This is a genomic window from Nocardioides sp. NBC_00850, assembly GCF_045207335.1.
GTDB lineage: Bacteria > Actinomycetota > Actinomycetes > Propionibacteriales > Nocardioidaceae > Nocardioides.
Genome location: NZ_CP108845.1, coordinates 3,190,141 through 3,213,325 on the forward strand (window position 1 = coordinate 3,190,141; position 23,185 = coordinate 3,213,325).

Genomic DNA, 23,185 nt, shown 5'->3' on the forward strand with positions numbered 1-23,185 from the left:
GGGTCAGCGCTGGTTGGCGAGGATCAGGGTCGCCGCGCTCATGAACATGCCGCCGTTGCCGAGCACCAGGCTGGTGCCGACCCCGTCGACCTGCGCGGCGGCCTCGCCGCGCAGCTGGCGTACGGACTCCTGGATCGCGAACATCCCGTACATGCCGGTGTGGGTGTAGGACAGGCCGCCGCCGTTGGTGTTCATGGGCAGTCGTCCGCCGGGGGAGGTGTGCCCGTCGGCGACGAACGCCCCCGACTCCCCGCGGCCGACGAAGCCCATGTCCTCCAAGCCGTAGAGCGGGACGTGCGCGAAGGCGTCGTAGATCATCAGGTGGTCGATGTCGGAGGGGGACGTGCCCGACTCCTTGAACGCCGCCTGGCTGGACAGCGTGAACTGCTTGCAGCGGGTCATGTCCTCCATCTGCGAGATCAGCGGCGTGGTGGCCGCCTCGCCGGTGCCGAGGATGTGGACCAGCGGCTTGTCGCTCCCGTGCGCCTCGGCGAACTCGCGGGAGGCGACGACCAGCGCGCCACCACCGTCGGTCACCAGGCAGCACATCAGCAGGGTGAACGGGTCGGCGATCATCTTGGCGCCGAGGACGTCGTCGACGCTGACCTCCTCCCGGAACATGGCGCGAGGGTTGCGGGAGGCCCAGCGCCGCTGGGCGACCGCGACCTCGGCGAGGTGCTCGAGGGTGTTGTCGGTCTCGTGCAGGAACCGTCGGGCAGGCACGGTGAAGCTGGTCGGCGGTCCGGTGATCCCGTACGGCATCTCGAACTGCGCCATCACCGAGTCGTTGGCGCGCGGATGCATCGGCGCGCCTACCCGGGACCGGCCGGACTCGCCGTGGGTCACCAGCACCACGTCGGCGTAGCCCGCCTTGATCGCCGCCGTCGCGTGACGTACGTGGAAGAGGAACGAGGAGCCGCCGACGCCGGTGCCGTCGACATATGTCGGGGTGATCCCCAGGCTGTGGGCGACCTGGATCGGGCCGGGGATCGAGACCGAGGCGATGCCGTCGACCTGGTCCTTGGTCAGGTTCGCGTCCGCGAGGGCCCGACGGGCGCCCTCGACGTGCAGCTCGAGGGTCGAGGTGGTGGGCAGCTTGCCGATGTCTGTCTCGGCGGCACCCATGATGACGATGTCGCGGCTCATCGGGCGTTCTCCTTCGCCGGGGCGAAGACGGGCACGGCGACGCCGGTGCGCTGCTCGAAGCGCACCTCCACCGGCATGTCGAGCTCGAGCGCGTCCGGGTCGGCCTCGACCAGGTTGGTCATCATCCGTGGGCCCTCGTCGAGCTCGACCACGGCGATCACGGTCGGCACCGAGAAGCCTGGCGCGGGACGGTGGGAGACGACGTACGTGTGCAGCCGGCCCTTGCCGGAGCAGGTGACCCACTCGAGGTCGGTGGAGCCGCACCGTGGGCACGAGGAGCGGGGGTAGAAGAAGACCTGGTCGCAGGGGCGGCACCTCGGCAGGTCGAGCCTGCCGGCCGCGGTGGCGTCCCAGTAGGGCTGGGTCTCCGGGGTGGCCCGCGGCGCGAACCGCGCCTGCGGGGACACCTCCGAGGTAGTCATACTCATACGGTGCTGCCTTTCTCCCGCTTCCCGAGGGCGCGAGTGTCGAGGTAATGGAGGATGGCCTCGACCGAGGCCCGGGCGGCCGGACGACGCTGGTCGTCGACCTTGGCGTAGACGTGGTCGGTCACCTGATCGCGGGCGACGCCATCGGCCAGCAGGCCGGCGACCTGGTCGATCCGGCGCTGCCTGTCGGCGATCCGCGCCCGCAGGTAGGTGGTGGGCTCGCGTACCGCCGGCCCGTGTCCCGGCAGCAGGATCCAGTCGTCGTCGACCAGGCCGGCTATCCGGGCCATCGAGCCGAGCATGTCCGCGATGGTGCCGTCGGGGTGCGAGATGTAGGGGTTGAACCGGGCCAGCACGGTGTCCCCGGTGAGCATCACGCGGCGGTCGCCCAGCGAGAAGCTCACCCCGTCAGAGGTGTGACCGGGAGTGGTGAGGGTGCGGATCTCGGTGCGCCGGCCCAGGTCGATCCGGGTCCCGTCCGGGATGGTCCCGTGCTGGACCCGTGGCCTGATCGCCGCCTGCCAGCGTTCGGCCACCGCATGAGCGGCCTGGGAGTGGTCGCCGTGATGGTGGCTGAGGAGGATCGTCTCGACGCGGGCGCCGGCCCCGCGCACCACCTCGTCGATCCGGTCCAGGTGGTCGGGGTCGGTCGGGCCGGGGTCGATGACGACGGCCCGCCGCTCCCCGATGACGATCCAGGTGTTGGTGCCCTCGTACGTCCAGTGGTTGGCGTTCGGCGCGAGCAGCAGATGGACGCCATCGGTGACCTCCACCGGCTGCTCAGGTCGCGGCGGTGCCCCGCCGACGTCCCAGATCGCGTCGATGCGGCAGGAGTCGTCCCGACGGTACTCGTTCTGGACGGGAGGGCCGCTGCTCACTCCTGCTCCATCCAGACGTTCTGGAGCTCGCGGGAGCTGTAGTCCGGGTGCGGGTGGTAGTCGTGGACCTTGCCCGAGTACAGCGTCTGGGTGTCGTAGGCGTACAGCGGCAGCGGGGTGGAGATGTTCTCCATGATGTAGCGCTCGATGTCCTGCAGCGCCTTCTCCCGCTGCGCCTCGTCGGTGATGACTCGCTGGGCGGCGACCATCTTGTCGAGCTCCGGGTCGTCGACCTTCGACCAGTTGCGGGTGCCGGTGCTGGTGTACTCCGAGGTGAGGTACTCGTCGGCCGTCAGCATCGGGGTCTGCAGGCCGTACATGATGTCGTACTTGGTCTCCGGCCAGGTCGAGCTGACGTAGGTGGCGTAGTCCTGCTGGTCGATGGTCAGCTTGATGCCGATCTTGGCCAGGTCCTCCTGGACCCACTGTGCCTCGCGCAGGATGGTCTCGCCGTAGCCGTCGGTGGCGACCAGGTCTGCCGAGAAGCCGTTGGGGTAGCCGGCGTCGGCCAGGAGCTTCTTGGCCTTCTCGGGGTCGTACTCCAGCAGCCCGTCGACCTCGTCCTGGGGCAGCGCCCCGAAGAGGGTCGGCGAGATGGGACCGGTGAGCGACCCGCCCGAGCGCAGAGCCTTGATCATCCCCTCCTTGTCGATCGCGTGGGCGACCGCGCGGCGGACCTCGAGCTTGCTGAACGGCCCCTTCTGGGCGTTCATGAAGACCCGGGTCTGGGTGATCCCCTTCTCCGTACGCAGCTGCAGCCCGTCGATCTGGCTGAGGAGCTGGTCGACCTGGCGCTTCTCGGTGGAGAGCGAGGAGATCATGTCGAGCTTGCCGCTGCGCAGCGCGGCGATCTGCGCCTGCGCGTCGGGGAGCACGGTGGTCTGGATGCCGTCGAGGTGGGGAAGACCCTCGATGAAGTAGTCGGGGTTCTTCTCCATCACCCGCTCCTGGTCGCGATTCCAGCTCTTCAGCACGAATGGGCCGGTGCCGATCGCCTCCTCGGCCAGGTTGAACTCGCCCTTGGTGCCCTCGCAGGGGAGGATCGCCATGAACGGGTTGGCCATGGTCTGGTCGAAGGCGGTGTTCGCCGACCCGAGCGTGAAGACCACGGTGTAGGGGTCCGGGGTCGCCACCTTGGTGACGCCGGCGACCAGGCCGAGCTGGTGGCCGGGCAGGGTCTTGATCCGGTCGACCGTGCACTTGACGTCGGCCGAAGTGAACTCGCGCCCGTCGACCGGCGGCTTGTCATGGAACTTGACGCCCTGGCGGAGGTTGAAGGTCCAGGTCTTCAGGTCCTCCGACTTCGACCACTCCTCGGCGAGGTCGCCCTCGAGCTCGCTCGAGCCGTACTCGACGTCCTTGCCGGTCTTCGGTGCGACCAGCCGGCTGTAGACCGTTCCGACGGCGACGTGGGTCATGTAGGACGCCTCCTTGTGGATGTCCAGCGAAGGCGCGTCGGCGGTGGCCGCGGTGTGCAGGATGCCGCCGTCCTGGGGCGGTCCGGCGTCCTCGACGATCTTGCCTTTCCCAGCGGCGGTTCCGCCCGTTCCGCAGGCGGCGGTCAGGGCGAGGCAGGCAGCGGCCGCGACCGCACCGGCTGTCCGGACCTGTGATCTCGTGAGGCGAAGCATGGGGTGGGACATCACGGACTCCTTGGGTGGGATGGGGCTAGCGGCGCTGTTTGGGGTCGAGGAAGTCGCGCATGGCGTCGCCGAGCAGGTTGAACGCCAGGACGGACACGGAGAGGATCAGGCCGGGAACGACGGTCATCCACGGGGCGATCTCGAGCTGGCTGCGGCCTTCGCTCAGCATCCGGCCCCACGAGGGTGTCGGTGGCGGGGTGCCGATGCCCAGGAAGCTGAGCGCGGACTCGGCGATGAGGATGACCGCGAAGAGCAGCGAGCCCATCACGAAGAGCGGGGCCATCAGGTTGGGCAGGCCATAGCGGAGCAGGATCCTCGGGGTGCCGCAGCCGACCGAGCGGGCGGCCTCGAGGTACGGCTCCTCGCGGATGCGGAGCATCTCGCCGCGGGCGACGCGGTTGATCGACGGGATCACCAGCAGGCTGAGGGCGATCACGGTGTTGCGTACGCTCGGGCCGAGCAGGGCGGCCACGAACAGCAGCAGCACGATGGAGGGGATCGCCATCAGCGCGTCCATGATGCGCTGCAGCACGGAGTCGATCCAGGTGCCACCGAAGTAGCCCGACACGACACCGACGATCAGGCCGATCGCACCGCCGAGAGCGAGCGTGGCGACCGCGATCAGCAGGGAGGTCCGGGCCCCGTAGAGCGACCGGCTCAAGACGTCCCGGCCGAGCTCGTCGGTGCCGGCGAGGTGGCCGCCGACCCCCGGAGCGGTCAGGATGTTGACCCGGTCCTGGGCGAGCGGGTCGTACGGGGCGATCCAGGGCGCCAGGACGGCGACCACGACGAAGAGCGTGATCAGGAACAGCGCGATGGCGCCGAGGGGCTGCTCCCTGGTGAACCGGACCAGACCGCTGCGGGATCGTGGTCGGCGGGCCGCGCGCGCGGTTCCGGAGATGGCGATGCTCATGCGGAGGCTCCTTCGTAACGGATCCGCGGGTCGATGACCGCGTAGAGCAGGTCGACCACGACGTTGACGAGGATGAAGATGGCGCCGTAGAAGATGACGCAGCCGAGGATGACCGGGTAGTCGCGCTGCCCGACCGCCTCGAAGATCAGCGATCCCATCCCCGGGATGGCGAAGATCCGTTCGAGGATGACGGTGCCGCCCAGGATGTGACCGACCTGCAGGCCGAGCACGGTGAAGACCGGGATCAGCGAGCTGCGGCCGGCGTGCTTGAGCACGACCACGCGCTCGGAGGCGCCGCGGGAGCGGATCGTGCGGATGAAGTTGGAGCCGAGCACCTCCAGCAGCGAGGACCGCAGCATCCGGGCGATGCTGGCCATGGTCGCGGCACCCAGGGCGATCGCCGGGAGGGCCATGTGGACGAGGTTCTGGCCGAGATCCTCGGTGGGGGAGGCGTACACCAGTGGTGGGGACCAGCCGAACCAGAGAGCCAGGAAGGTGATCAGGAGGAGCGCCAGCCAGAAGTTCGGCAGCGACATGCCGATGACCGCCAGGAAGCGCATGATGTTGTCGACGACGCTGTGATGGCGGATCGCCGAGAGCATGCCGAACGGCACCCCGAGCAGGATCCCGAAGAGGATGGCCAGCAGACCGAGCTCGAGGGTGGCGGGAAGGCGCTCGAGGATCTTGGTCGTGACGGGCCGCTCGTCGTCGAACGAGTCGCCCAGGTCGCCTTGGACCAGCCCGCCCACGAAGTGGCCGAACTGGGTCAGGATCGGCTCGTCCAGGCCGAGCTCGGCGGTGCGCTGGTCGATCTGGGCCTGGGTGACGCCGGGGGCGTCGGCCAGCTGGAGCCGGACGGCGTCGCCGGGGATCAGTCGGATGATGAGGAAGACCAGAGTGGCGACGAGGGCGAGCACGAGCAGGCCGTAGGTCAGGCGTCGTCCGGCGTAGAGAAGCATGCGATCACCTCGCGGAAGTGGGGTCGAAGAGGTGGCAGGCGACGCTGCGTGCGTCGCTCGAGCTGCCGATGGTCAGCAGCTCCGGCTCGTCGCGGTCGCAGCCGTCGACGCTCTGGCTGCAGCGTGGGTGGAACCGGCAGCCTGACGGGGGCCGACGCGGGCTGGGGATCTCGCCGGCGAGTGGCGTACGCAGCTGGTGGTGGGCGTCGGGGGAGGGGATCGACGCCATCAGGGCCTGTGAGTAGGGATGTCTCGGCCGCTCGCTGATGTCATCGGCGTGGGCCACCTCGGCGAGCTTGCCGAGGTACATCACGCAGACGCGGTCGGAGATGTAGCGCACCACGTTGAGGTCGTGCGCGATGAAGAGATAGGAGAGCCCGAGCTCGCGCTGGACCTCCTTGAGCAGGTTGAGCACCTGCGCCTGGACGGAGACGTCGAGTGCGCTGACCGCCTCGTCGCAGACGATGAGGTCGGGGTCGGTGGCGAGCGCTCGAGCGATTCCGATGCGCTGCGCCTGGCCGCCGGAGAACTGGTGGGGGTAGCGCTCCAGCGCGAACGACGGGAGACCGACCAGGTCGAGCAGCTCCTTGGCGCGGTTGATCCGGCCTGCCCTGTCACCCATGCCGTGGACCACCATCGGCTCGGTCAGCACCTGCGCGATGGTCATTCGGGGGTTGAACGAGCTGAACGGATCCTGGAAGACGAGCTGCATCCGCTTGCGGAGCTGCGTGAGCCTGCTCTTCGAGAGCGTGGCGATGTCTTGACCGTCGAAGGTGACCGAGCCGCTGGTCGGCTCGATCAGCCGGAGGATCAACCGCCCGAGCGTCGACTTGCCGGAGCCCGACTCTCCGACCAGACCGAGGGTCTCGCCGCGCTTGATGGTCAGGGAGACGCCGTCGACGGCGCGTACGGGTGGGCGGTTCGGGGTGAACAGGCCCTTGCCGTCGCCGAAGTGCTTGACGAGACCGTGCGCTTCGACGAGGGGAGCGGCGCCGGGGACGATCATCGGGCCACCTCCGCCATCGGCGCGAGGGCATCGCGCTCCTCGTCCGGACGCCAGCAGCGGACCTGTCGGCCGACGACGTCGCGCAGCGGCTGGGGCGCATCGCACTCGGGGCCGGCCTCGGAGCAGCGGGTGACGAAGCGGCAGCCGCTGGGCATCTCGTTGAGGGCAGGCACGGCGCCAGGGATCGCCGGCATCTCCTGATCGCGCGGGGTGTCGCGTCGCGGGATCGCATCGAGCAGCGCCTGGGTGTAGGGGTGCTGCGGTCGGTCGAGGATCTCGTCGGCAGTGCCGGTCTCGACGACCTGCCCGGCGTAGAAGACGACCACCCGGTCGGCCATCTCGGCGACCACACCCATGTCGTGGGTGATCAGCATCAGCCCGACCCCGGTCCGGTCCTGGAGATCGCGGATCAGCGCCAGGACCTGGGCCTCGACGGTGACGTCGAGGGCGGTGGTCGGCTCGTCGGCGATGAGCAGGCGCGGGTCGCAGGCCAGTGCGCCGGCGATCATGACCCGCTGCCGCTGACCGCCCGAGAGCTGGTGGGGGTACGCCTTGAACTTGGTCTCGGGCTCGGGGATGCCGACAAGGTCCAGCAGTTCGACCGCGCGCTCGCGTGCCTTCCGCTTCGAGACGTCGTGGTGGATCCGGTAGGCCTCGACGAGCTGGTGCCCGATCGTGAAGAGGGGATCGAGGGAGGTCATCGGGTCCTGGAAGATCACCGAGATGTCCTTGCCCCGCACGGCGCGCATGTCGTGGTTGTCGGCTCCGGTGATGTCCCTGCCGTCCCAGGTGATCCGGCCGCCGCTGACCCGCCCGTTGCCCAGCAGGCCGAGCACGGCGAGCGCCGTGACGCTCTTGCCGGAGCCGGACTCACCGACGACGGCGACGGTCTCGCCCGCATCGATCCAGAGGTCGACGGCGTTGAGCGCCTCGACCGTGCCGCCCCCGGTCCGAAACTCCACGTGGAGGTCCTCGATACGCAGAAGTGGCTCATTCGCGGACCCAGTTGGTGCTCTCATATCGGACCCTCCCGTTCGTGTCCGCGACCGGCTGTCGGTCGCCGATGTTGGTGGCTCAATCTAGAATCACGCTCTAGGATGAGATTCATCATTGGGTCGCCAAACGAGTGTGTCAAGGGTCACAATCCGGATATCGGACTTTCTTCTCGCGACACCCGTTCGGCGCAGGGTCGTGCCGTGGCGTACGACGCAGGTGGCGCCGTCTCGCGCGGCGCAGGAGGTGGAATGAGCGAGTCCGAACCCACCGAAGTGACGGGCGCTGCGCGTTCCACCCTGATCGTGGTCTGCCTGGTCAGCGCGGTGATGGCGCTCAACGCGAGCTCTCTCAACGTCGCGCTGCCGACGCTGAGCCGTGAGTTCGAGGTGAGCTCGGCCGAGGGCAGCTGGCTCCTGCTCTCCTACATGGTCGCCAACACCGCCTGCCTGCTCCTCTTCGGCCGCCTCAGTGACGTCTGGGGACAGCGGAGTCTCTATCTGGGCGGGCTGGTCCTCTTCTCGCTGGCGAGCCTGCTGGCCGGCTTCGCTCCGAACGTCGAGGTGCTCATCGGGCTCCGGGTGGTCGCCGCCATCGGCGGCGCGGTGCTCATCGGCAACGGCGCCACCCTCATCCATCAGGCCTTCCCGCGCTCCTCCCTCGGAGGCGCGATGGGCCTGTACGCCGCCTCGTTCCCCACCGCCAACCTGGTCGGGCCGACGGTCGGCGGGCTGATCGTCGACCACGTCGGCTGGCAGTGGGTGTTCTGGTTCAACGTGCCGGTCTGCCTGATCGCCCTGGTGGCGGGACACGTGCTGCTGCCGCGCCCCGTGGTGGTCAAGCGCGCCGGCGGACTCGACCTCCCCGGCAACCTGGTGATCATGGTCGGCGTGGTCATGCTGACCCTCGGGATCACGTCGCTGACCGACCTCGGGTGGCTGCATCCCGTGGTGATCGGATGCGTCCTCGGAGCGGTCGTCCTGGTCCCGGTCCTGCTGTTCGTCGAACGGCGGGCGACGGCGCCGGTGCTCGACATCGCCGTCATGCGCCGCGTCGGGAAGCTCTTCCTCGCGGGCTTCTTCACGGGCGCCGGAAGGTTCCCGCTGATCGTGCTGGCCAGCCTCTACTTCCAGAGCGTCGTCGGCGTCGCCCCGGGGACGGCGGGGATGATGCTGCTGCCGATGCCGGTCGGAATGATCAGTGCCTCACTGACCCTCGGTTGGCTCTCGCGCCGCTGGACGCCGCATCAGATCATGTCCGGAGGATCGGTGGTGGGGACGTGTGGCGTCGCCCTGGTGGCGCTCGCCATCCATCTCGAGCTGACCTGGATGGTGATGGGGACGCTCGCGATCGTCGGCCTGGCGACCGGCCTGTTCATCGGGACCAATGCCACCGTCCTCCTGGAGCGCGCACCCGAGGACGCGCTGGGTGTCGTCAACGCGACGCGGCTGATGCTGCAGAACACCGGCAACGTCCTCAGCCTCGCCGTCGCCCTCACGCTCCTCACCGCGATCCTGCCGCCCGGGCTCGGTGAGGCGGTGCTCGCTGCCAAAGTCCCGGCCGACGGTGTCGATGCGGTCAACGCGGCCTTCACGCTGGTCTGCCTGTTCCTGCTCGCCCTCGGCGCGGTCGGAGCCTGGTACTCGTTCCCGCGCCGAGGCGATGTCGAGGATGCGATGCGGGGGTCAGGTGGTGACGTCGTGCGGCGCGGCGGGCCGCGCCACTCGCGACCGGGTGATGAGGAAGCCGAAGGCGGTGGCGAGGACGTACATCACGATGCTGTAGACCGCGGCCGGGATTGCGACGGTGGTGTTGTCGAGCACGCTGAGCGCGATGGTGAGGGCCACGGTGGTGTTGTGGATCCCGACCTCCATCGAGGTGGCGATCGCCTGCGCCTGACCGAGCTTGAACACTCGAGCGCCGAGGTAGCCGAGGCAGAGGCTCGCGCAGCAGAACAGCGTCACGACCACGCCGACCTCGCGGAGGTAGTCGGCGATGTTCTCCCGCTCCCCGAGGATCGCGCCGACCGAGACCATGACCAGTACGACGATCGAGAAGATCCGTACCGGACGATCCGCCCGTGCGGCGAACGTCGCTGACCGGCTCCGCACCAGCATCCCGATGCCGACCGGAACCAGCACGATCGCGATGACCTGGAGGACCTTGCCGAACTGCAGCCCCAGGGTGTCGCCGGCGTCGAAATAGCTGATCGCGGCGTTGGTGATCAATGGGATCGAGACCGCCGCGAGCACCGAGTTGACCGCCGTCAGCGTCACATTGAGCGCGACGTCGCCTCGGAACAGATGGCTGAACAGATTCGCCGTGGTCCCGCCCGGCGAGGCGGCCAGCAGCATCACCCCGACAGCGACCAGCGGATCCAAGTCCGCGACCACGACGAGTCCGAACGCGATCATCGGCAGAACCACGATCTGGAGCGTGAGCGCGACGAAGACGGCTCGCGGAGTGCGTACGACCCGGCGGAAGTCTCCCGGGGTCAGGCTCAGGCCCAGCCCGAACATGATGATGGCCAAGGCGATGGGGAGGCCGACCGAGAGTAGGGCCGAGTCGTTCACTGTGTTCCTCCAACATGCGGGGCCGCCGCCACGGACGGCCCGAAGAGACGTGCGTCACAGTGGACCATGCGGAAGAGCCGAACCACAGTCTTATCCCGACATTTTCGACCCCAGAAGAACGCATCCCCTGCCGCGAGCGGCCGTCTCGGCTCGCGACAGGGGAGGTGCGGGGAGCATCGCCGGGATCACGCGAGCTTCTGGGCGACCTCGTTGAGGTTCGCGCGGAGCTTGGCGCGGTAGGCGTCGTGCTGCTCGGGCAGCCGTGCGTCACAGAAGGCGGCCAGGTCGATCCCGGTGACCTCGATGACCGAGGTTCCGTTGGCGGCCTCGGTCTCGAAGAGGTCGAGGATCTCGCGCAGGATCTCGACGATGTCCATCCCGTCGCCGGCGGTGAAGCGCCACATGTAGCTCTTCATCTCGCCATAGACGGTGCGGTAGTCGGCGGGCAGTTCGGCGGCACGGGCTTCCATGCGCTTCCAGTCCTTCTTGTCACCCACGAGGCGGCTGAGCAGGTTGTTCATGGTGGTGCTCCCTTTGGATCGGTTGGTGGCTCCTGTTTGGGGCCGTGAAAGAAGCGTGCAGCCCTGACGTAGCGTCAAGGTCAAGCACCGATCCGAAGAAAGTTCTCGAAAGCCTCAGGCTGCGAGGATGTGATCGCGGAGTACGCGGCGCAGCCTGCGTTCTGCCGGCGAAAGTGGTGGTGGTTCCGGTTTCCAGGTGTCGGGTGGTGGGCTGATGTAGGTGTGGCCGGTGGGTGTGGTGGTGATGATGGTGCCGTCGGGTCCTGGTCTGGCTCGCCATCCGAGGGCTTCCTTGGCTTGGTTGCATCGTTCGCACAGCCCTTGCAGGTTGTCGGCGCTGGTTGCGCCGCCGTCGGCATGGCGTTTGACGTGGTCGATGTTGCGGATCGGGGCATCGCAGCCGTTGGTCCGACAGATCCCGCCGTCGCGAGTCGCGACGAACTCGGCCAGCCCGTCGGGGGCTTTGCGGGCACGTGACTCCATCGCCACCAACTGACCGGCCGGGTCGGTGAACAGCCGGCGGACGAAGACCTCGGCGTCGGCGAGCGCTTCGCGGGCCCAGGCGGCGGGGACGGGTCCGTAGCCCTCGACCATGGCCGGCTGATCGGCGTCGTTGGTGAGCGTGTCGGCGGTCATCACGATCTTGACCTCGATCCGAGGCTTGGCTCCCTCAGTACGGCCGGTGATCCGGTCGACGAGGGTGTCGGCCATGACCTGGCCACGGGTCCGCTCGTCGCCTGCTGCGTGGGCAGCCTTCGCCGCTTGATCGAGTGCGGCGAAGACGGCGACGCCGTCGTTGACCGGGAGCAGTGCGCCGAGCCAGGTCATCGTGTCCGGTGCCGGCCGCAGGCTGACGCGTCGGTCTTTCACTGCGTTCGCGGCGCGGGCGACGACGGAGGCTTGGTCGAGGGTGATGGCGAGTTTCTTGGCGGCGTTCTCGAGCTGCCGTAGCCCCATCGACACAGCACGAGCCGGCTCTCCGCCCGTACCGGGTGCGCAGAGCTCGTGGTCGATGACCCGCCGGTCCTCCACCGACAAGCACGCGGTCTCACGGGCAAGGATGGTGGCCTGCCATTGCGAGAACAGCCCGGCCTTCATCAGGGCGAAGGTGTGCGGCATCTCGTTGATCAGGATCTTCGCCAGCCCAAGGAGCTTGGCGCCCTTCTCGGGCGAGACCCGCCGCGCGAGCGCGACCTGGGAGGCGACCCCTTCGCCAAGCCTGCGGGCAGGAACCCCGGCCTCGGCCTGACGGGCACGGACGGCTTCGTCGAGACGTACCGCCGCTTGCGCCTGCACAGCCTCAGCGGTGCACTTCATCGCTTCGAGACGCGAGATCCAGTCGACCAGTTCAGCCTCGGACGCGCCCAGGGGCGGCCCAGCGAGGAGGTGGTCGACGGTCTCGTACATAAGCCTGATTATACGCGAGCGAGCACCATAGAACGACCTATTTAAGCAGGTCAGACCCAAGTTACGCAGTCAGCGAACAAGCAACGTGAACTCCGCGCCACTCTCTCGCCGCCGCCCCGTTATAGGCGAAATCTTTCTCGATCGGGTGCCGGGTCAAGGACCGCGAAGCGGCCGGCGAAGCCGGCGGGCGAAGCCCGTCCTTGACGCGGCGCGCGATCGAGAAACACTCAAAGACCGGGTCGGCGGCGAACCCTGAAACGAAGAACAGCCGCTATGCGAGGTTTCCCGAAGAAGAGAACCGTGTTGGTCTCGACACGCCTTCGCCTAGCGGCTCCGGCGGCTCGACCAGCAGGCAGGGCCGTCCGCCCATCGAAACGCCTCAGCGCCCCGATCCAATTATGTGTAGTAAATAGCGTTACATTACTACCTCGCCATTTTCGATCGCACAGAGGAGGTCCGCATGGAGCGGCTCATCATTTTCGCTCTCGTCGGTCTCGCGGCCCAGGCGGTCGACGGGTCACTGGGCATGGCGTACGGCGTCACCTCGAGCACGCTGCTGGTCGCGACCGGGGTCGCGCCCGCGGTGGCCTCGGCGTCGGTGCACCTTGCCGAGGTCGGTACGACGTTCGTGTCGGGAGTTTCGCACTGGCGGCTCGGCAACGTCGACTGGAAGGTCGTGGCCAAGATCGCGATCCCGGGCGGCATCGGCGCCTTCGCCGGCGCGACCGTCCTCTCCAGCATCTCCACCGAGAGCGCCACGCCCTGGGTGGCCGGCCTGCTGCTCGTCCTGGGTATCTACATCATCGCCCGCTTCGTCTTCGGCAAGCCGCCGGTCTTCATCCCGGGCCGTCGCCCGGGGCTCGGTCTGCTCGCGCCGCTGGGTCTCTTCGGCGGCTTCATCGACGCGACCGGTGGTGGCGGCTGGGGTCCGGTGACCACGCCGACGCTGATCTCCAGCGGCACGCTGCACCCGCGCAAGGTGATCGGCTCGGTCTCCACTGCCGAGTTCGTCACGACCCTCTCGGCGAGTGCCGGGTTCCTCATCGGTCTGGCTGGGGAGGCGCTCGACTGGCGCGTCATCGCCGGCCTCCTGGCCGGTGGCGTCATCGCCGCTCCGTTCGCCGCCTACCTCGTCAAGCACCTCTCGCTGCCCATCCTCGGCGGCCTGGTCGGCAGCATCATCCTGATCACCAACGGACGTACGCTGCTGCGCAACTTCGACGCCGAGTCGGTCGTCGCCTACGGCCTGCTCTTCGCCGTCGCCGCCGTCATCGTCGCCATCGCGGTGCGCAAGGCCGGCGGCAAGATCGCCCCGGCGCAGGAGCCGGCACCTGAGTCCGAGGCCGCCAACGCCTGAGCGCCGGCATGTCGGCGGCCGCGGAGGCCCGTGGAAAGTTCTTCCGATGTCCATGTCGAAGGAGAACGATGTGGTTCGACGCACATGTGTCGGCCACCGAGAAGCGGTTGGCCCCGAACTGAGGAGCACATCATGCCGCGTTTCATGGGTTTCGTGAGGATGGAAGAGGGAATCGGCCCGGTGCCGGAGGCCCTGTACAAGGCGATGGACGACTACATCGGCGAGCAGGCGGCCGCTGGCCACTTCCTCGACGGCGGCGGTCTCTTCGGCAGCGAGGACGCGGTGAACTTCGTCGTGGACAAGGGCGAGGTCACCCGGGTCGACGGTCCGTACGCCGAGGCCAAGGAGGTCGTCGGCGGCTGGGCGCTGACCCGCTACGACACCCTCGAGGAGGCGATCGCCGGGCAGCAGGAGTTCGCGCAGCTCCACGCGACGCACTGGCCGGAGTGCAAGGTCGTCGCCACCCTGCGCCAGATCTCCGAGGCTGACTAGACACCTTGGACTCACCCGCCGAGCAGGAGCGCGGCAACGGCCTCTGGGGCCTCATGCATCGCGTCGTGACCGGTGGGGAGGTCGTGGATCGTCCAGTCGGGATCGGCTTGGAGTCGGGCACGGAGCTCAGCGAACGGCGTGCGGTCTTCCCATCCCGAGCAGTAGATGAACTCCCGGCGGGCGACCTGGGCGAGCGTGCCGGTGAGCCGAATCGTCTGCAGGAACGAGGCGAGGGGATGGGGGCGGCGACGCGGATCGCCGCCGTCCGGCGGTCGGACGGTGTAGCCGGTGGTCGCCGCGCCGGCGGCGAACACTTCCCGGAAGTGCTCGTTCGTCGACGACCAGCACGACTCGCCGTCGCGCGGGACGTAGGCATCGAGCTGCACCAGCCGGGAGATCCGGCCGCCCGCGCGATCGGCCGCTGCGGCGGTCACCATCCCGCCGTAGCTGTGGCCGACGAGCGTTGCGTCGGTGATGTGGGCGCGATCGAGGAGCCGCAGCACGTCGCCGGCGTGCGCGTCGAGATTGGCGGTCGCGACGGTCGCCTCGTCGTCGTCCGGCCGCAGGCCGGTCAGGGTCAGGGCGTGAACGGTGTGGCCGGCACGTTCCAGCAGCGGAACCACCGCCTCGAACGACCAGGAGCCCTTCCACGCGCCGGGCACAAGAATGAACGTCGCCATGTGTCTCTCTCCATCTCTGAGCTGAACTCCGTATGAGGCAGTCTCGCCAGATCGAGACATGGCTTGCTACCGGTAGAATGCCAATCGATGCCTCTCAGCCGCCAGCCTCGCAGGACGGCCGGCGTGACGTCACAGGTATGGCCGTCCGGCGGGCGCCACCTGTGGCCGTCCGGCGGAACGAGCCCTGTCCAGTCGCATACGCAGGGACACCTCGTGTACGCGGCCAGCGGCGTCCTGACGGTTCACACCGAGCGCGGAACATCGATAGTCCCCGCCAACCGGGTCGCGTGGACACCTGCCGAGTTCACGCACTATCACCGCGCCCACGGCGACACCGATATGCGGATCGTCTTTCTCGCGCCGTCCCTTGCACGGCTCGTGCAGGATCGTCCGGCCGTGTTCCTGGCCTCCGGCCTCGCCCGCGAGGTCCTGCTCGCCCTGACCGGTCCACGCAACTACGACGACTCCGCGCCGGCCTACAGCCGTTCCGCGCGAGCCCGTCTCCTTCGCGTACTCGTCGAGGAGCTCCGGGAGGCAGACGAGCAGCCGCTGCAGTTGCCCGAGCCGCGGGACGACCGGCTGCAGGCGATCACCCGGATGCTGAACGAGACGCCCGCGGACAACGCCACGTTGGCCGAGCTCGGGAGGGCGATCGGCGCCAGCACTCGTACCCTCAGCCGCCTGTTCCGTGACGAGCTCGGTATGACCTTCTATGAGTGGCGTACGCAGCTACGCATCTACCACGCGCTCGTGCTCCTCGCCGAGGGCCACGATGCCACTCATACTGCCCACGCCTGTGGATGGGCCAACCCCAGCAGCTTCATCGCCGCGTTCACCAGCATCATCGGAACCACTCCGGGCCGCTACCGAACCAGCTGAGAGGCCGCCCAGGCGGGCGCATCTCATGGTCCCGGCCGGGGATCGCGGGAGCCCAGGCGCAGGGAGGCGTACGTCTCCTTGACGAAGCGGAGATGGCTCCAGGTCTGGACCTCGCGGACGCCGTCGAGCTCGCGGATGTGGTCGAGGACCCCGACGAGGTCGCCGGAGGTGGCGGTGTGGACCGTGAGCAGGGCGTCGTAGCGTCCCAGGGTGCGGGCCACGAAGGTGACCGAGGGGAGCCGCGCGAGCTGCTCGGCGATCGGACGGTGGGCGGCACCGTCGAGACGGAGGCCGATGCCGGTCGCCGTACGCCGCTCCTGACCCGAGTGGCGTACGACGGCGCCGACCCGGACGACGTTGCCGTCGAGCAGCCGGACCACGCGCCGGCGGGTGCCGGCGGGGGAGAGGCCGACGCTCGCGGCCAGGTCGACGTAGGAGGCGCGGCCGTTGGTCTGCAGGGCGCGCAGCAGGGCGTAGTCGGTCTCGTCGAGCGACCCGGCGGCGTGCGCGGGCCCGACCGGGGCGGCCACGTCGCGGATGACCTCGGTGTAGAGCAGGGTCTCGGTGGTGACGATGCCGTCGATCGCGCGCACCTCGGCGAGCGCGTCGTCGATCCGGCCGATGTCCGTCGCCCGCAGCTCCAGGACCAGCGCGTGCTGACCGCTGGTCATCGAGACCAGGGTGGTGTCCTCGCGCGCCGCGGCGGCCTGTGCGACCTGGGTCGCCGAGCCGTCCACCGTGACCGAGACGTGGGCGAGCACGTCATGCCCGAGAACGACAGGGTGGACGACACCCCGGACGTCGATGTGCCCCTCGGTCAGCAGCCGCTGGACGCGGGTGGCCGCTGCTGATCGGGAGAGGCCGACCTGGGCGGCGATCTCGCGGTGAGTGAGGCGACCGTCCTCCTCGAGCAGGACGAGGATCGCCTCATCGGTGCTGTCGAGGACGCCGGGCGTGATTTCGTTCGACATTTTTTGAGAGCGTCTCCAGGGTCGGATCGATCCTCTGGGAAGTGGATCTGATGCCATTATGACGGATCCGCCGGGTCTGACCGGCATATCGACAGCTATTACAGCCAGGTTAAGAACGAAACGATTGCGGCGGCGTTCCCGGTGCTCTTACAGTGACGCAGATCTCGGCCGACCCACAGATCCAGGAGGCCCGGTGTCCACGGAACAGATCACCGCCCCATCAGCCACGCTGACCGAGTCGCAGGTCCACGAAGCCGCCGACCGGCTCGTCGCGGCCTTCGCCGCGACCGACACCGCGGCCTACTTCAGGTGCTTCGCCACCGAGGCCAGCTTCGTCTTCCACACCGAGCCGCGGCGGCTGGACGACCGCGCTGCGTACGAGCGCCTGTGGGCCGCCTGGGTCGCGGAGGGCTGGCGGGTCGAGTCCTGCCGCAGCACCGCTCGCCTCGTCCAGGTCCACGGTGACACCGCCGTCCTCAGCCACGACGTCCTCACCACGACCTCGACGAACGGACGCGAAGAGACCACCCGTGAGCGGGAGACGATCGTCTTCCGCCTCATCGACGGCGACCTCCTCGCCGTGCACGAGCACCTGTCCGCCCAGCCGGAGGACGAGCGATGAGCACCGGTACGCAGCCCCAGCCGCCCAAGGTCACCGAGGTCGAGCAGCACGGCGTCGAGCCGATCCCCGACCTCGAGCGCAGCGCCCGTCCGCTCGACCTGTTCCGGCTCACCTTCGGCGGCGCCAACACGATCGCCACCGTGGTGCTCGGCAGCTTCCCGATCCTCTTCGGGCTCTCCTTCGCTCACGGCCTGCTGGCTACCCTGCTCGGGCTGCTGCTCGGCGCCGTCGTGCTCGCTCCGATGGCGCTGTTCGGCCCGCGCAACGGCACCAGCAACTCGGTCAGCTCCTCGGCCCACCTCGGCGTACACGGCCGGATCGTCGGCTCGTTCCTCTCCCTGCTCACCGCGCTCGCGTTCTTCTCGATCTCGGTGTGGAGCTCGGGCGACGTGCTCGTCGGCGGCGCCAACCGCGCGGTCGGGCTGCCGGAGAACGACCTGACCCTGGCACTGGCGTACGGCCTCTTCGCCGTGCTCGTCCTGGTCGTGTGCATCTACGGCTTCCGGTTCATGCTGCTGGTCAACAAGATCGCCGTGATCGCCGCGACGCTGCTCTTCCTGCTCGGCATCGTCGCGTTCGCCGGCGACTTCGACCCCGGCTACGCGGGCGCGTTCGGCTCCGGCTCGGAGGCGTTCGGCGAGCCCGGCTTCTGGGCGGCGTTCGTCGGCTCCGCACTGATCGTGATGTCCAACCCGGTCAGCTTCGGCGCCTTCCTGGGTGACTGGGCCCGCTACATCCCGCGCGAGACGTCCGGACGGTCCTCGATGGCCGCTGCGTTCCTGGCGCAGATCGCCACCCTCGTACCGTTCTGCTTCGGGCTGGTCACCATGACGATCATCGCCACCCGCGAGCCCGAGATCTTCGCCTCCGGCGCGTACGCCTCCGGCCTGCTCGCGATCGCGCCGGGCTGGTACTTCGTGCCGGTCGCGCTGATCGCCCTGATCGGTGGCATGTCGACCGGCACCACCGCGCTCTACGGCACCGGGCTGGACTTCTCCAGCGTCTTCCCGCGCTTCAGCCGCGTCCAGTCGACGGTGCTGATCGGGGTCTTCGCGATCGGGGTGATCTTCATCGGCCGGTTCGTCTTCGACGTGGTCTCCAGCATCTCCGCCTTCGCCGTCCTCATCGTCAGCTGCACGGTGCCCTGGATGATGGTGATGATGATCGGCTGGTACGTCCGGCGCGGCTGGTACGACTCCGACTCCCTGCAGGTCTTCAACCGCCGCCAGCGCGGGGGCCGCTACTGGTTCGCCCACGGCTGGAACTGGCGCGGCCTGGCCGCCTGGCTGATCGCGGCCGCCGTCGCGCTCACCTTCGTCAACCTGCCCGGCCAGTTCGTCGGTCCGGCCGCACCGCTGATCCCCGGCGGGGTCGACATCTCCATCCCGCTCGGCATGGGGCTCGGCGCGCTGCTCTACCTCGGCCTGCTCTTCGCCTTCCCTGAGCCGCGGGACGCCTACGGTCCCGAAGGAGCCCGGCTGGTGCCGACCGGACCGCCCGCGAACACCCCGGTCATCTCGGTCGACGACGGGACGGCACCGGCCGCCACCGTCGTCGGCTGACCGCTGACCCGAACCACCCCGCCACACCGCACCACGCAAGGAGAAACACCCATGCCCATCGGGCCCGTCGACGCCTCCAAGACCCCCCGCTACGCCGGCTTCGCGACGTTCGCACGACTGCCCCGCCTCGACCAGGTGGAGCACGCCGACATCGCGGTCGTCGGAGTGCCGTTCGACACCGGCGTCTCCTACCGCCCGGGGGCCCGCTTCGGCCCGTCGCACGTGCGGGAGTCGTCGCGGCTGTTGCGTCCCTACAACCCGGCGCTCGACGTCTCGCCGTTCGCCTCGGCCCAGGTGGTCGACGCGGGGGACATCGCGGCCAACCCGTTCCACATCGAGGAAGCGCTCGACACCGTGCAGGCCTCGGCGCTCGAGCTCACCGCCGGCGGCACCCGGCTGGTGACGATCGGCGGCGACCACACCATCGCGCTGCCGCTGCTGCGTGCCGCCGCCGAGCGCCACGGACCCGTCGCGCTGGTGCACTTCGACGCCCACCTGGACACCTGGGACACCTACTTCGGTGCCGAGTACACCCACGGCACGCCTTTCCGGCGGGCGGTGGAGGAGGGCATCCTCGACACCGAGGCGCTGTGCCACGTCGGCACCCGAGGACCCCTCTACGGCAAGAAGGACCTCGAGGACGACCGCCGCTTCGGCTTCGGGATCGTCACTTCCTCCGACGTCTTCCGGCAGGGCGTCGACGAGGTCGTCGAGAAGATCAAGAAGCGCGTCGGCAACCGTCCGGTCTACGTCTCGGTCGACATCGACGTCCTCGACCCGGCGCACGCCCCGGGCACCGGCACCCCCGAGGCCGGTGGGCTCACCTCCCGTGAGCTGCTGGAGATCCTGCGCGGCTTCGTCGGCCTGAACCTGATCGGCGCCGACGTGGTCGAGGTCGCCCCGGCGTACGACCACGCCGAGCTGACCGGCGTCGCGGCCTCGCACGTGGCCTACGACCTCGTCTCGCTGCTCGCGATGCGTCACTCGGGTCAGGCATGACGAGACGCAACGGCGGCGATGTCACCGTCGAGAGCCTGACCGCTCTCGGTGCGACGCACGTCTTCGGCATCCCGGGCCAGCACGCGTTGGGACTCTTCGACGCCATCCGCCGCAGCGACCTGACCTTCGTGTCGTCCCGGGTGGAGAACAACTCGGTCTTCGCCGCCGACGGATACGCCCGTACGACCGGCGAGGTCGGCGTGGTGTTCTGCTCGACCGGACCCGGAGCGCTCACCGCGCTGGGTGCGCTCCAGGAGGCGTACGCCGCGTGCGTCCCGATCCTGATGATCACCAGCCAGATCCCGCGCGACGGACTCGGCGGTGCCCGCAAGGGCTACCTGCATCAGCTCGACGACCAGCAGGCCAGCGCCCGCAACGTCACCAAGACCACGGCGGTCGTCCGGGACGCGGCCGCCATTCCCGGCGTGCTCGCCGATGCGTGGGCGACCGCCCAGGAGACACCGGCAGGGCCGGTGTGGGTCGAGATCCCGCAGGACGTGCTCCTCGAGGACGTCACGGTGCCGCCGGTGACCGGTCTGACCGCAGCTGTGCCCGCGCCGCGCCGGCCTCGTCCGGAGGTGGCTGCCGAGGCCGCCCGGTTGCTGGCCGGGTCCGAGCGCCCGGTGATCCTCGCCGGGGGAGGCGTACGCCGCTCCGCCGGAGCCCCGCAGGCGCTGGTCGCTCTCGCCGAGTCCCTGGACGCGCCGGTGGTCTCGACCTCCGGGGGCAACGGCTCGATCCCGCTCACGCACCCGCTGAGCGCGGGCGCGTGGATCGAGGACCGGTTCACCACCGACCTGCTCGACGACGCGGATGTCCTGCTCGCGGTCGGCACCTCCTTCGGAGAGGTGACCAGCAACTACGGCACCTTCGCCCCGCGCGGCCGGGTGATCCAGGTGGACGCCGAAGCTCGCGTGCTCGGCTCCAACCACGACGTGCTCGGCGTCCACGCCGACGCCGCCGCGGCTCTCGCCGACCTGGCCGCGGCGCTTTCCGGCGCCGGTTCCGAGCCGGGCCCGAGGCGGTCCGGTGCCCAGGTCGCCCAGGATCTGCGTACCCGGGTCCAGGCCCGGCTCGACGCCCAGGACCTCGCCGCCGAGCAGCGGCTGCTCGCCGACCTGCGGGCGGCCGTGCCTGAGGACACCGACACCTTCTGGGACATGACCATCGCGGCGTACTGGGCCTGGTCGGCCTGGGACCCGCGCACCGGCGGCTTCCACACCGCACAGGCGTCCGGCGGTCTCGGCCTCGCTTTCCCGGCAGCGATCGGCGCAGCGGTCGGAACCGGAAGGCGTACGTTCGCGGTCACCGGCGACGGCGGCGCGATGTACTCCATCGCCGAGCTCGCCACCGCCCGTCAGCACGACGCCGAGGTCACCTGGCTGATCATCGACGACGGCGGCTACGGCATCCTGCGCGAGTACATGACCGGGGCCTTCGGCGCCGCCACCGCCACCGAGCTCGCTCGGCCGGACTTCGTCCTCCTCGCCGAGGCGTTCGGCATCCCCGTCCACGCCGCGACCCCCGAGACCGTCGGCGAGATCGTCGCCGGCACCTTCACCACCAGCGGCCCCGCCGTGGTGGTGCTTCCGACCGTCCTCAGCATGTTCGCCCCCACCTGATCGGACCTCTCATGGATCTCGCCATCATCGTCATCTACCTCGCCGCCATGGTCGCCTTCGGCTGGTGGGGCAAGTCCCGGACCAAGGACAGCTCCGACTTCCTCGTCGCCGGCCGCCGACTGGGTCCGGTGCTCTACACCGGCACCATGGCCGCCGTCGTCCTCGGCGGTGCCTCGACCGTCGGCGGGGTCGCGCTCGGCTACGAGTACGGCATCTCCGGCGCCTGGCTGGTCGCGGCGATCGCGCTCGGCGTCCTGGCGCTGAGCCTGTTCTTCGCGGGCAGGATCCAGCGGCTGCGGATCTTCACCGTTGCCCAGATGCTGGCGCTGCGCTACGGCGTCGGAGCGACCGCGGCCTCGGGCGTGGTCATGATGGCCTACACGCTGATGCTCACGGTCACCTCCACGATGGCGTACGCGACCGTCTCAACGTCCTCTTCGGCACCGATCGGGTCGTCTCCATCCTGATCGGCGGCGTCATCGTGGTGATCTACTCCAGCATCGGAGGGATGTGGTCGATCACCCTGACCGACATGGTGCAGTTCGCGCTGAAGACCATCGGCGTCTTCTTCCTGCTCCTGCCCTTCACCTGGAACCACGCCGGAGGTGTGGACGGGATCAAGGCCCGTGCCGCGGACTCGGTCTTCGACCTCGGTGCGATCGGCACCGGGACGATCATCACCTACGTCGTCGTCTACACCTTGGGCATGCTGATCGGGCAGGACATCTGGCAGCGGGTCTTCACCGCACGCTCGCCGCAGGTGGCCCGCTGGGGCGGCACCGCGGCAGGTGTCTACTGCCTGCTCTACGGCGTGGCCGGCGCGCTGATCGGCGCCGCGGCCTCCACCTTCATCAACGTCGACAACCGCGATGACGCCTACGCCACCATCGCGGAGTCGATCCTCCCGGTCGGCATCAGCGGACTGGTGCTCGCCGCGGCGGTGGCCGCGATGATGTCGACCGCCTCGGGTGCCCTGATCGCGACGGCGACGGTGGCTCGCACCGATGTGCAGCCTCTGCTCGCCCGGATGGTCGGGCGCACGCCCGCGCGGGTCGAGGACGAGGCGGAGAACCCGGAGCACGACGTGCTCGCCAACCGGATCTACGTCGTCGTGATCGGCCTCGTCGTCGTCGTGATCTCGTCCCTCCTCAACGATGTCGTCTCGGGCCTGACGATCGCCTACGACATCCTCGTCGGCGGTCTGCTGGTGCCGATCCTGGGTGGCTTCGTGTGGCGGCGCGGGACCGGCGCCGGGGCGGTGACGGCGATGGCCGCCGGCACCGCCGCGACCCTGGCGACGATGGCGATCGTCGGCGACGTCCTCGCCAACGAGCCGGTCTACGCGGGCCTCGCGGTCAGCGCGGTGGCGTACGTCGTGGTCAGCCTGCTCACCCGCCCGACCGATCCGGCGGTGATGCGGGAGTGGACCGATCGACTCGCAGGTCGAGAGACCTCGGTCGGCTCGGGCCGGGCGGACGCCCTGGCTGCCCAGGAGCGCTCTGTCTGAAAGGCGGTGCAGAGCGGGCCGACGCCC

The 23,185-nt window shown here is 69.2% G+C and carries 22 protein-coding genes and 1 pseudogene; 10 read left to right on the forward strand and 13 right to left on the reverse strand.

Features of this window, described 5'->3' with window-relative positions:
• Window positions 1-3: 3 nt before the first annotated feature.
• The 8 genes from OH802_RS15480 to OH802_RS15515 are packed head-to-tail and all read right to left on the reverse strand — an operon-like array spanning window position 4 to window position 7,935.
• Window positions 4-1,146, reverse strand: a complete 1,143-nt coding sequence (locus tag OH802_RS15480; protein WP_406019841.1) for a thiolase C-terminal domain-containing protein — start codon at window positions 1,144-1,146, stop codon at window positions 4-6.
• Entirely contained in the window at window positions 1,143-1,568 is a 426-nt protein-coding gene (locus tag OH802_RS15485) for a Zn-ribbon domain-containing OB-fold protein (RefSeq protein WP_406019843.1), read from the reverse strand. Before OH802_RS15485 ends, OH802_RS15480 begins: the two co-directional genes overlap by 4 nt.
• 2 nt (window positions 1,569-1,570) lie before the next feature.
• Complete coding sequence (locus OH802_RS15490; protein WP_406019845.1) at window positions 1,571-2,452, reverse strand: MBL fold metallo-hydrolase; 882 nt, start codon at window positions 2,450-2,452, stop codon at window positions 1,571-1,573.
• Window positions 2,449-4,095 (reverse strand): ABC transporter substrate-binding protein, encoded by a 1,647-nt coding sequence (locus tag OH802_RS15495; protein ID WP_406019847.1) that lies wholly within the window; start codon window positions 4,093-4,095, stop codon window positions 2,449-2,451. Before OH802_RS15495 ends, OH802_RS15490 begins: the two co-directional genes overlap by 4 nt.
• Before the next feature lie 25 nt (window positions 4,096-4,120).
• Window positions 4,121-5,008 carry an ABC transporter permease gene (locus tag OH802_RS15500; protein WP_406019848.1) on the reverse strand — a complete coding sequence of 296 codons (888 nt, stop codon included), beginning with the start codon at window positions 5,006-5,008 and terminating at the stop codon, window positions 4,121-4,123.
• A complete protein-coding gene (locus OH802_RS15505; protein WP_406019850.1) occupies window positions 5,005-5,967 on the reverse strand; it encodes an ABC transporter permease in 963 nt (320 codons plus the stop codon). The genes OH802_RS15500 and OH802_RS15505 overlap by 4 nt, the downstream gene beginning before the upstream one ends.
• A gap of 4 nt (window positions 5,968-5,971) precedes the next feature.
• Complete coding sequence (locus tag OH802_RS15510; RefSeq protein ID WP_406019852.1) at window positions 5,972-6,973, reverse strand: ABC transporter ATP-binding protein; 1,002 nt, start codon at window positions 6,971-6,973, stop codon at window positions 5,972-5,974.
• Window positions 6,970-7,935 carry an ABC transporter ATP-binding protein gene (locus tag OH802_RS15515; RefSeq protein ID WP_406019855.1) on the reverse strand — a complete coding sequence of 322 codons (966 nt, stop codon included), beginning with the start codon at window positions 7,933-7,935 and terminating at the stop codon, window positions 6,970-6,972. Before OH802_RS15515 ends, OH802_RS15510 begins: the two co-directional genes overlap by 4 nt.
• A gap of 360 nt (window positions 7,936-8,295) precedes the next feature.
• Between OH802_RS15515 and OH802_RS15520 the strand changes: the two are divergent.
• Window positions 8,296-9,384 (forward strand): annotated as a pseudogene (locus OH802_RS15520) (MFS transporter); the annotation flags it as partial.
• Between the two features lie 267 nt (window positions 9,385-9,651).
• Here the strand turns inward: OH802_RS15520 and OH802_RS15525 are convergent.
• The 3 genes from OH802_RS15525 to OH802_RS15535 form a co-directional block, all read right to left on the reverse strand.
• Window positions 9,652-10,485 carry a bile acid:sodium symporter family protein gene (locus OH802_RS15525; RefSeq protein ID WP_406029307.1) on the reverse strand — a complete coding sequence of 278 codons (834 nt, stop codon included), beginning with the start codon at window positions 10,483-10,485 and terminating at the stop codon, window positions 9,652-9,654.
• Window positions 10,486-10,724: 239 nt separating this feature from the next.
• The gene (locus OH802_RS15530) at window positions 10,725-11,060 is read right to left on the reverse strand and encodes a DUF1048 domain-containing protein (protein WP_406019857.1); all 336 of its coding nucleotides are present in this window, start codon (window positions 11,058-11,060) and stop codon (window positions 10,725-10,727) included.
• Window positions 11,061-11,174: 114 nt separating this feature from the next.
• Window positions 11,175-12,467: a DUF222 domain-containing protein gene (locus OH802_RS15535; RefSeq protein ID WP_406019859.1), complete on the reverse strand. Its 1,293-nt coding sequence runs from the start codon at window positions 12,465-12,467 to the stop codon at window positions 11,175-11,177.
• 460 nt (window positions 12,468-12,927) lie between these two features.
• On the opposite strand from OH802_RS15535, the gene OH802_RS15540 reads away from it, so the two are divergent.
• Together OH802_RS15540 and OH802_RS15545 are read left to right on the forward strand one after the other, a co-directional pair.
• On the forward strand, window positions 12,928-13,824 hold the full coding sequence (locus OH802_RS15540) for a sulfite exporter TauE/SafE family protein (protein WP_406019861.1): 897 nt from the start codon (window positions 12,928-12,930) through the stop codon (window positions 13,822-13,824).
• 132 nt (window positions 13,825-13,956) lie between these two features.
• Window positions 13,957-14,316: a YciI family protein gene (locus OH802_RS15545; RefSeq protein ID WP_406019863.1), complete on the forward strand. Its 360-nt coding sequence runs from the start codon at window positions 13,957-13,959 to the stop codon at window positions 14,314-14,316.
• Window positions 14,317-14,327: 11 nt separating this feature from the next.
• On the opposite strand, the gene OH802_RS15550 is transcribed toward OH802_RS15545, so the two are convergent.
• Window positions 14,328-14,996, reverse strand: coding sequence for an alpha/beta fold hydrolase (locus OH802_RS15550; protein ID WP_406019865.1), 669 nt, complete (start codon window positions 14,994-14,996; stop codon window positions 14,328-14,330).
• Window positions 14,997-15,119: 123 nt separating this feature from the next.
• Here OH802_RS15550 and OH802_RS15555 point away from each other — a divergent pair, with 123 nt between their 5' ends.
• On the forward strand, window positions 15,120-15,875 hold the full coding sequence (locus OH802_RS15555) for an AraC family transcriptional regulator (RefSeq protein ID WP_406019867.1): 756 nt from the start codon (window positions 15,120-15,122) through the stop codon (window positions 15,873-15,875).
• A gap of 23 nt (window positions 15,876-15,898) precedes the next feature.
• On the opposite strand, the gene OH802_RS15560 is transcribed toward OH802_RS15555, so the two are convergent.
• Entirely contained in the window at window positions 15,899-16,846 is a 948-nt protein-coding gene (locus OH802_RS15560; protein WP_406019869.1) for an Lrp/AsnC family transcriptional regulator, read from the reverse strand.
• Window positions 16,847-17,039: 193 nt separating this feature from the next.
• Here OH802_RS15560 and OH802_RS15565 point away from each other — a divergent pair, with 193 nt between their 5' ends.
• Genes OH802_RS15565 through OH802_RS15590 form a run of 6 tightly spaced genes read left to right on the forward strand, consistent with a single transcriptional unit; the run spans window position 17,040 to window position 23,158 of the window.
• On the forward strand, window positions 17,040-17,468 hold the full coding sequence (locus tag OH802_RS15565) for a nuclear transport factor 2 family protein (protein WP_406019871.1): 429 nt from the start codon (window positions 17,040-17,042) through the stop codon (window positions 17,466-17,468).
• On the forward strand, window positions 17,465-19,030 hold the full coding sequence (locus tag OH802_RS15570) for a purine-cytosine permease family protein (RefSeq protein ID WP_406019872.1): 1,566 nt from the start codon (window positions 17,465-17,467) through the stop codon (window positions 19,028-19,030). Before OH802_RS15565 ends, OH802_RS15570 begins: the two co-directional genes overlap by 4 nt.
• A 51-nt stretch (window positions 19,031-19,081) precedes the next feature.
• A complete protein-coding gene (speB, locus tag OH802_RS15575; protein WP_406019874.1) occupies window positions 19,082-20,029 on the forward strand; it encodes an agmatinase in 948 nt (315 codons plus the stop codon).
• Window positions 20,026-21,651 carry a thiamine pyrophosphate-binding protein gene (locus OH802_RS15580; protein ID WP_406019876.1) on the forward strand — a complete coding sequence of 542 codons (1,626 nt, stop codon included), beginning with the start codon at window positions 20,026-20,028 and terminating at the stop codon, window positions 21,649-21,651. The genes speB and OH802_RS15580 overlap by 4 nt, the downstream gene beginning before the upstream one ends.
• 11 nt (window positions 21,652-21,662) lie before the next feature.
• The gene (locus OH802_RS15585) at window positions 21,663-22,118 is read left to right on the forward strand and encodes a sodium:solute symporter family transporter (protein WP_406019878.1); all 456 of its coding nucleotides are present in this window, start codon (window positions 21,663-21,665) and stop codon (window positions 22,116-22,118) included.
• Window positions 22,119-22,135: 17 nt separating this feature from the next.
• Window positions 22,136-23,158, forward strand: a complete 1,023-nt coding sequence (locus tag OH802_RS15590; RefSeq protein WP_406029309.1) for a sodium:solute symporter family transporter — start codon at window positions 22,136-22,138, stop codon at window positions 23,156-23,158.
• Window positions 23,159-23,185: the final 27 nt, after the last annotated feature.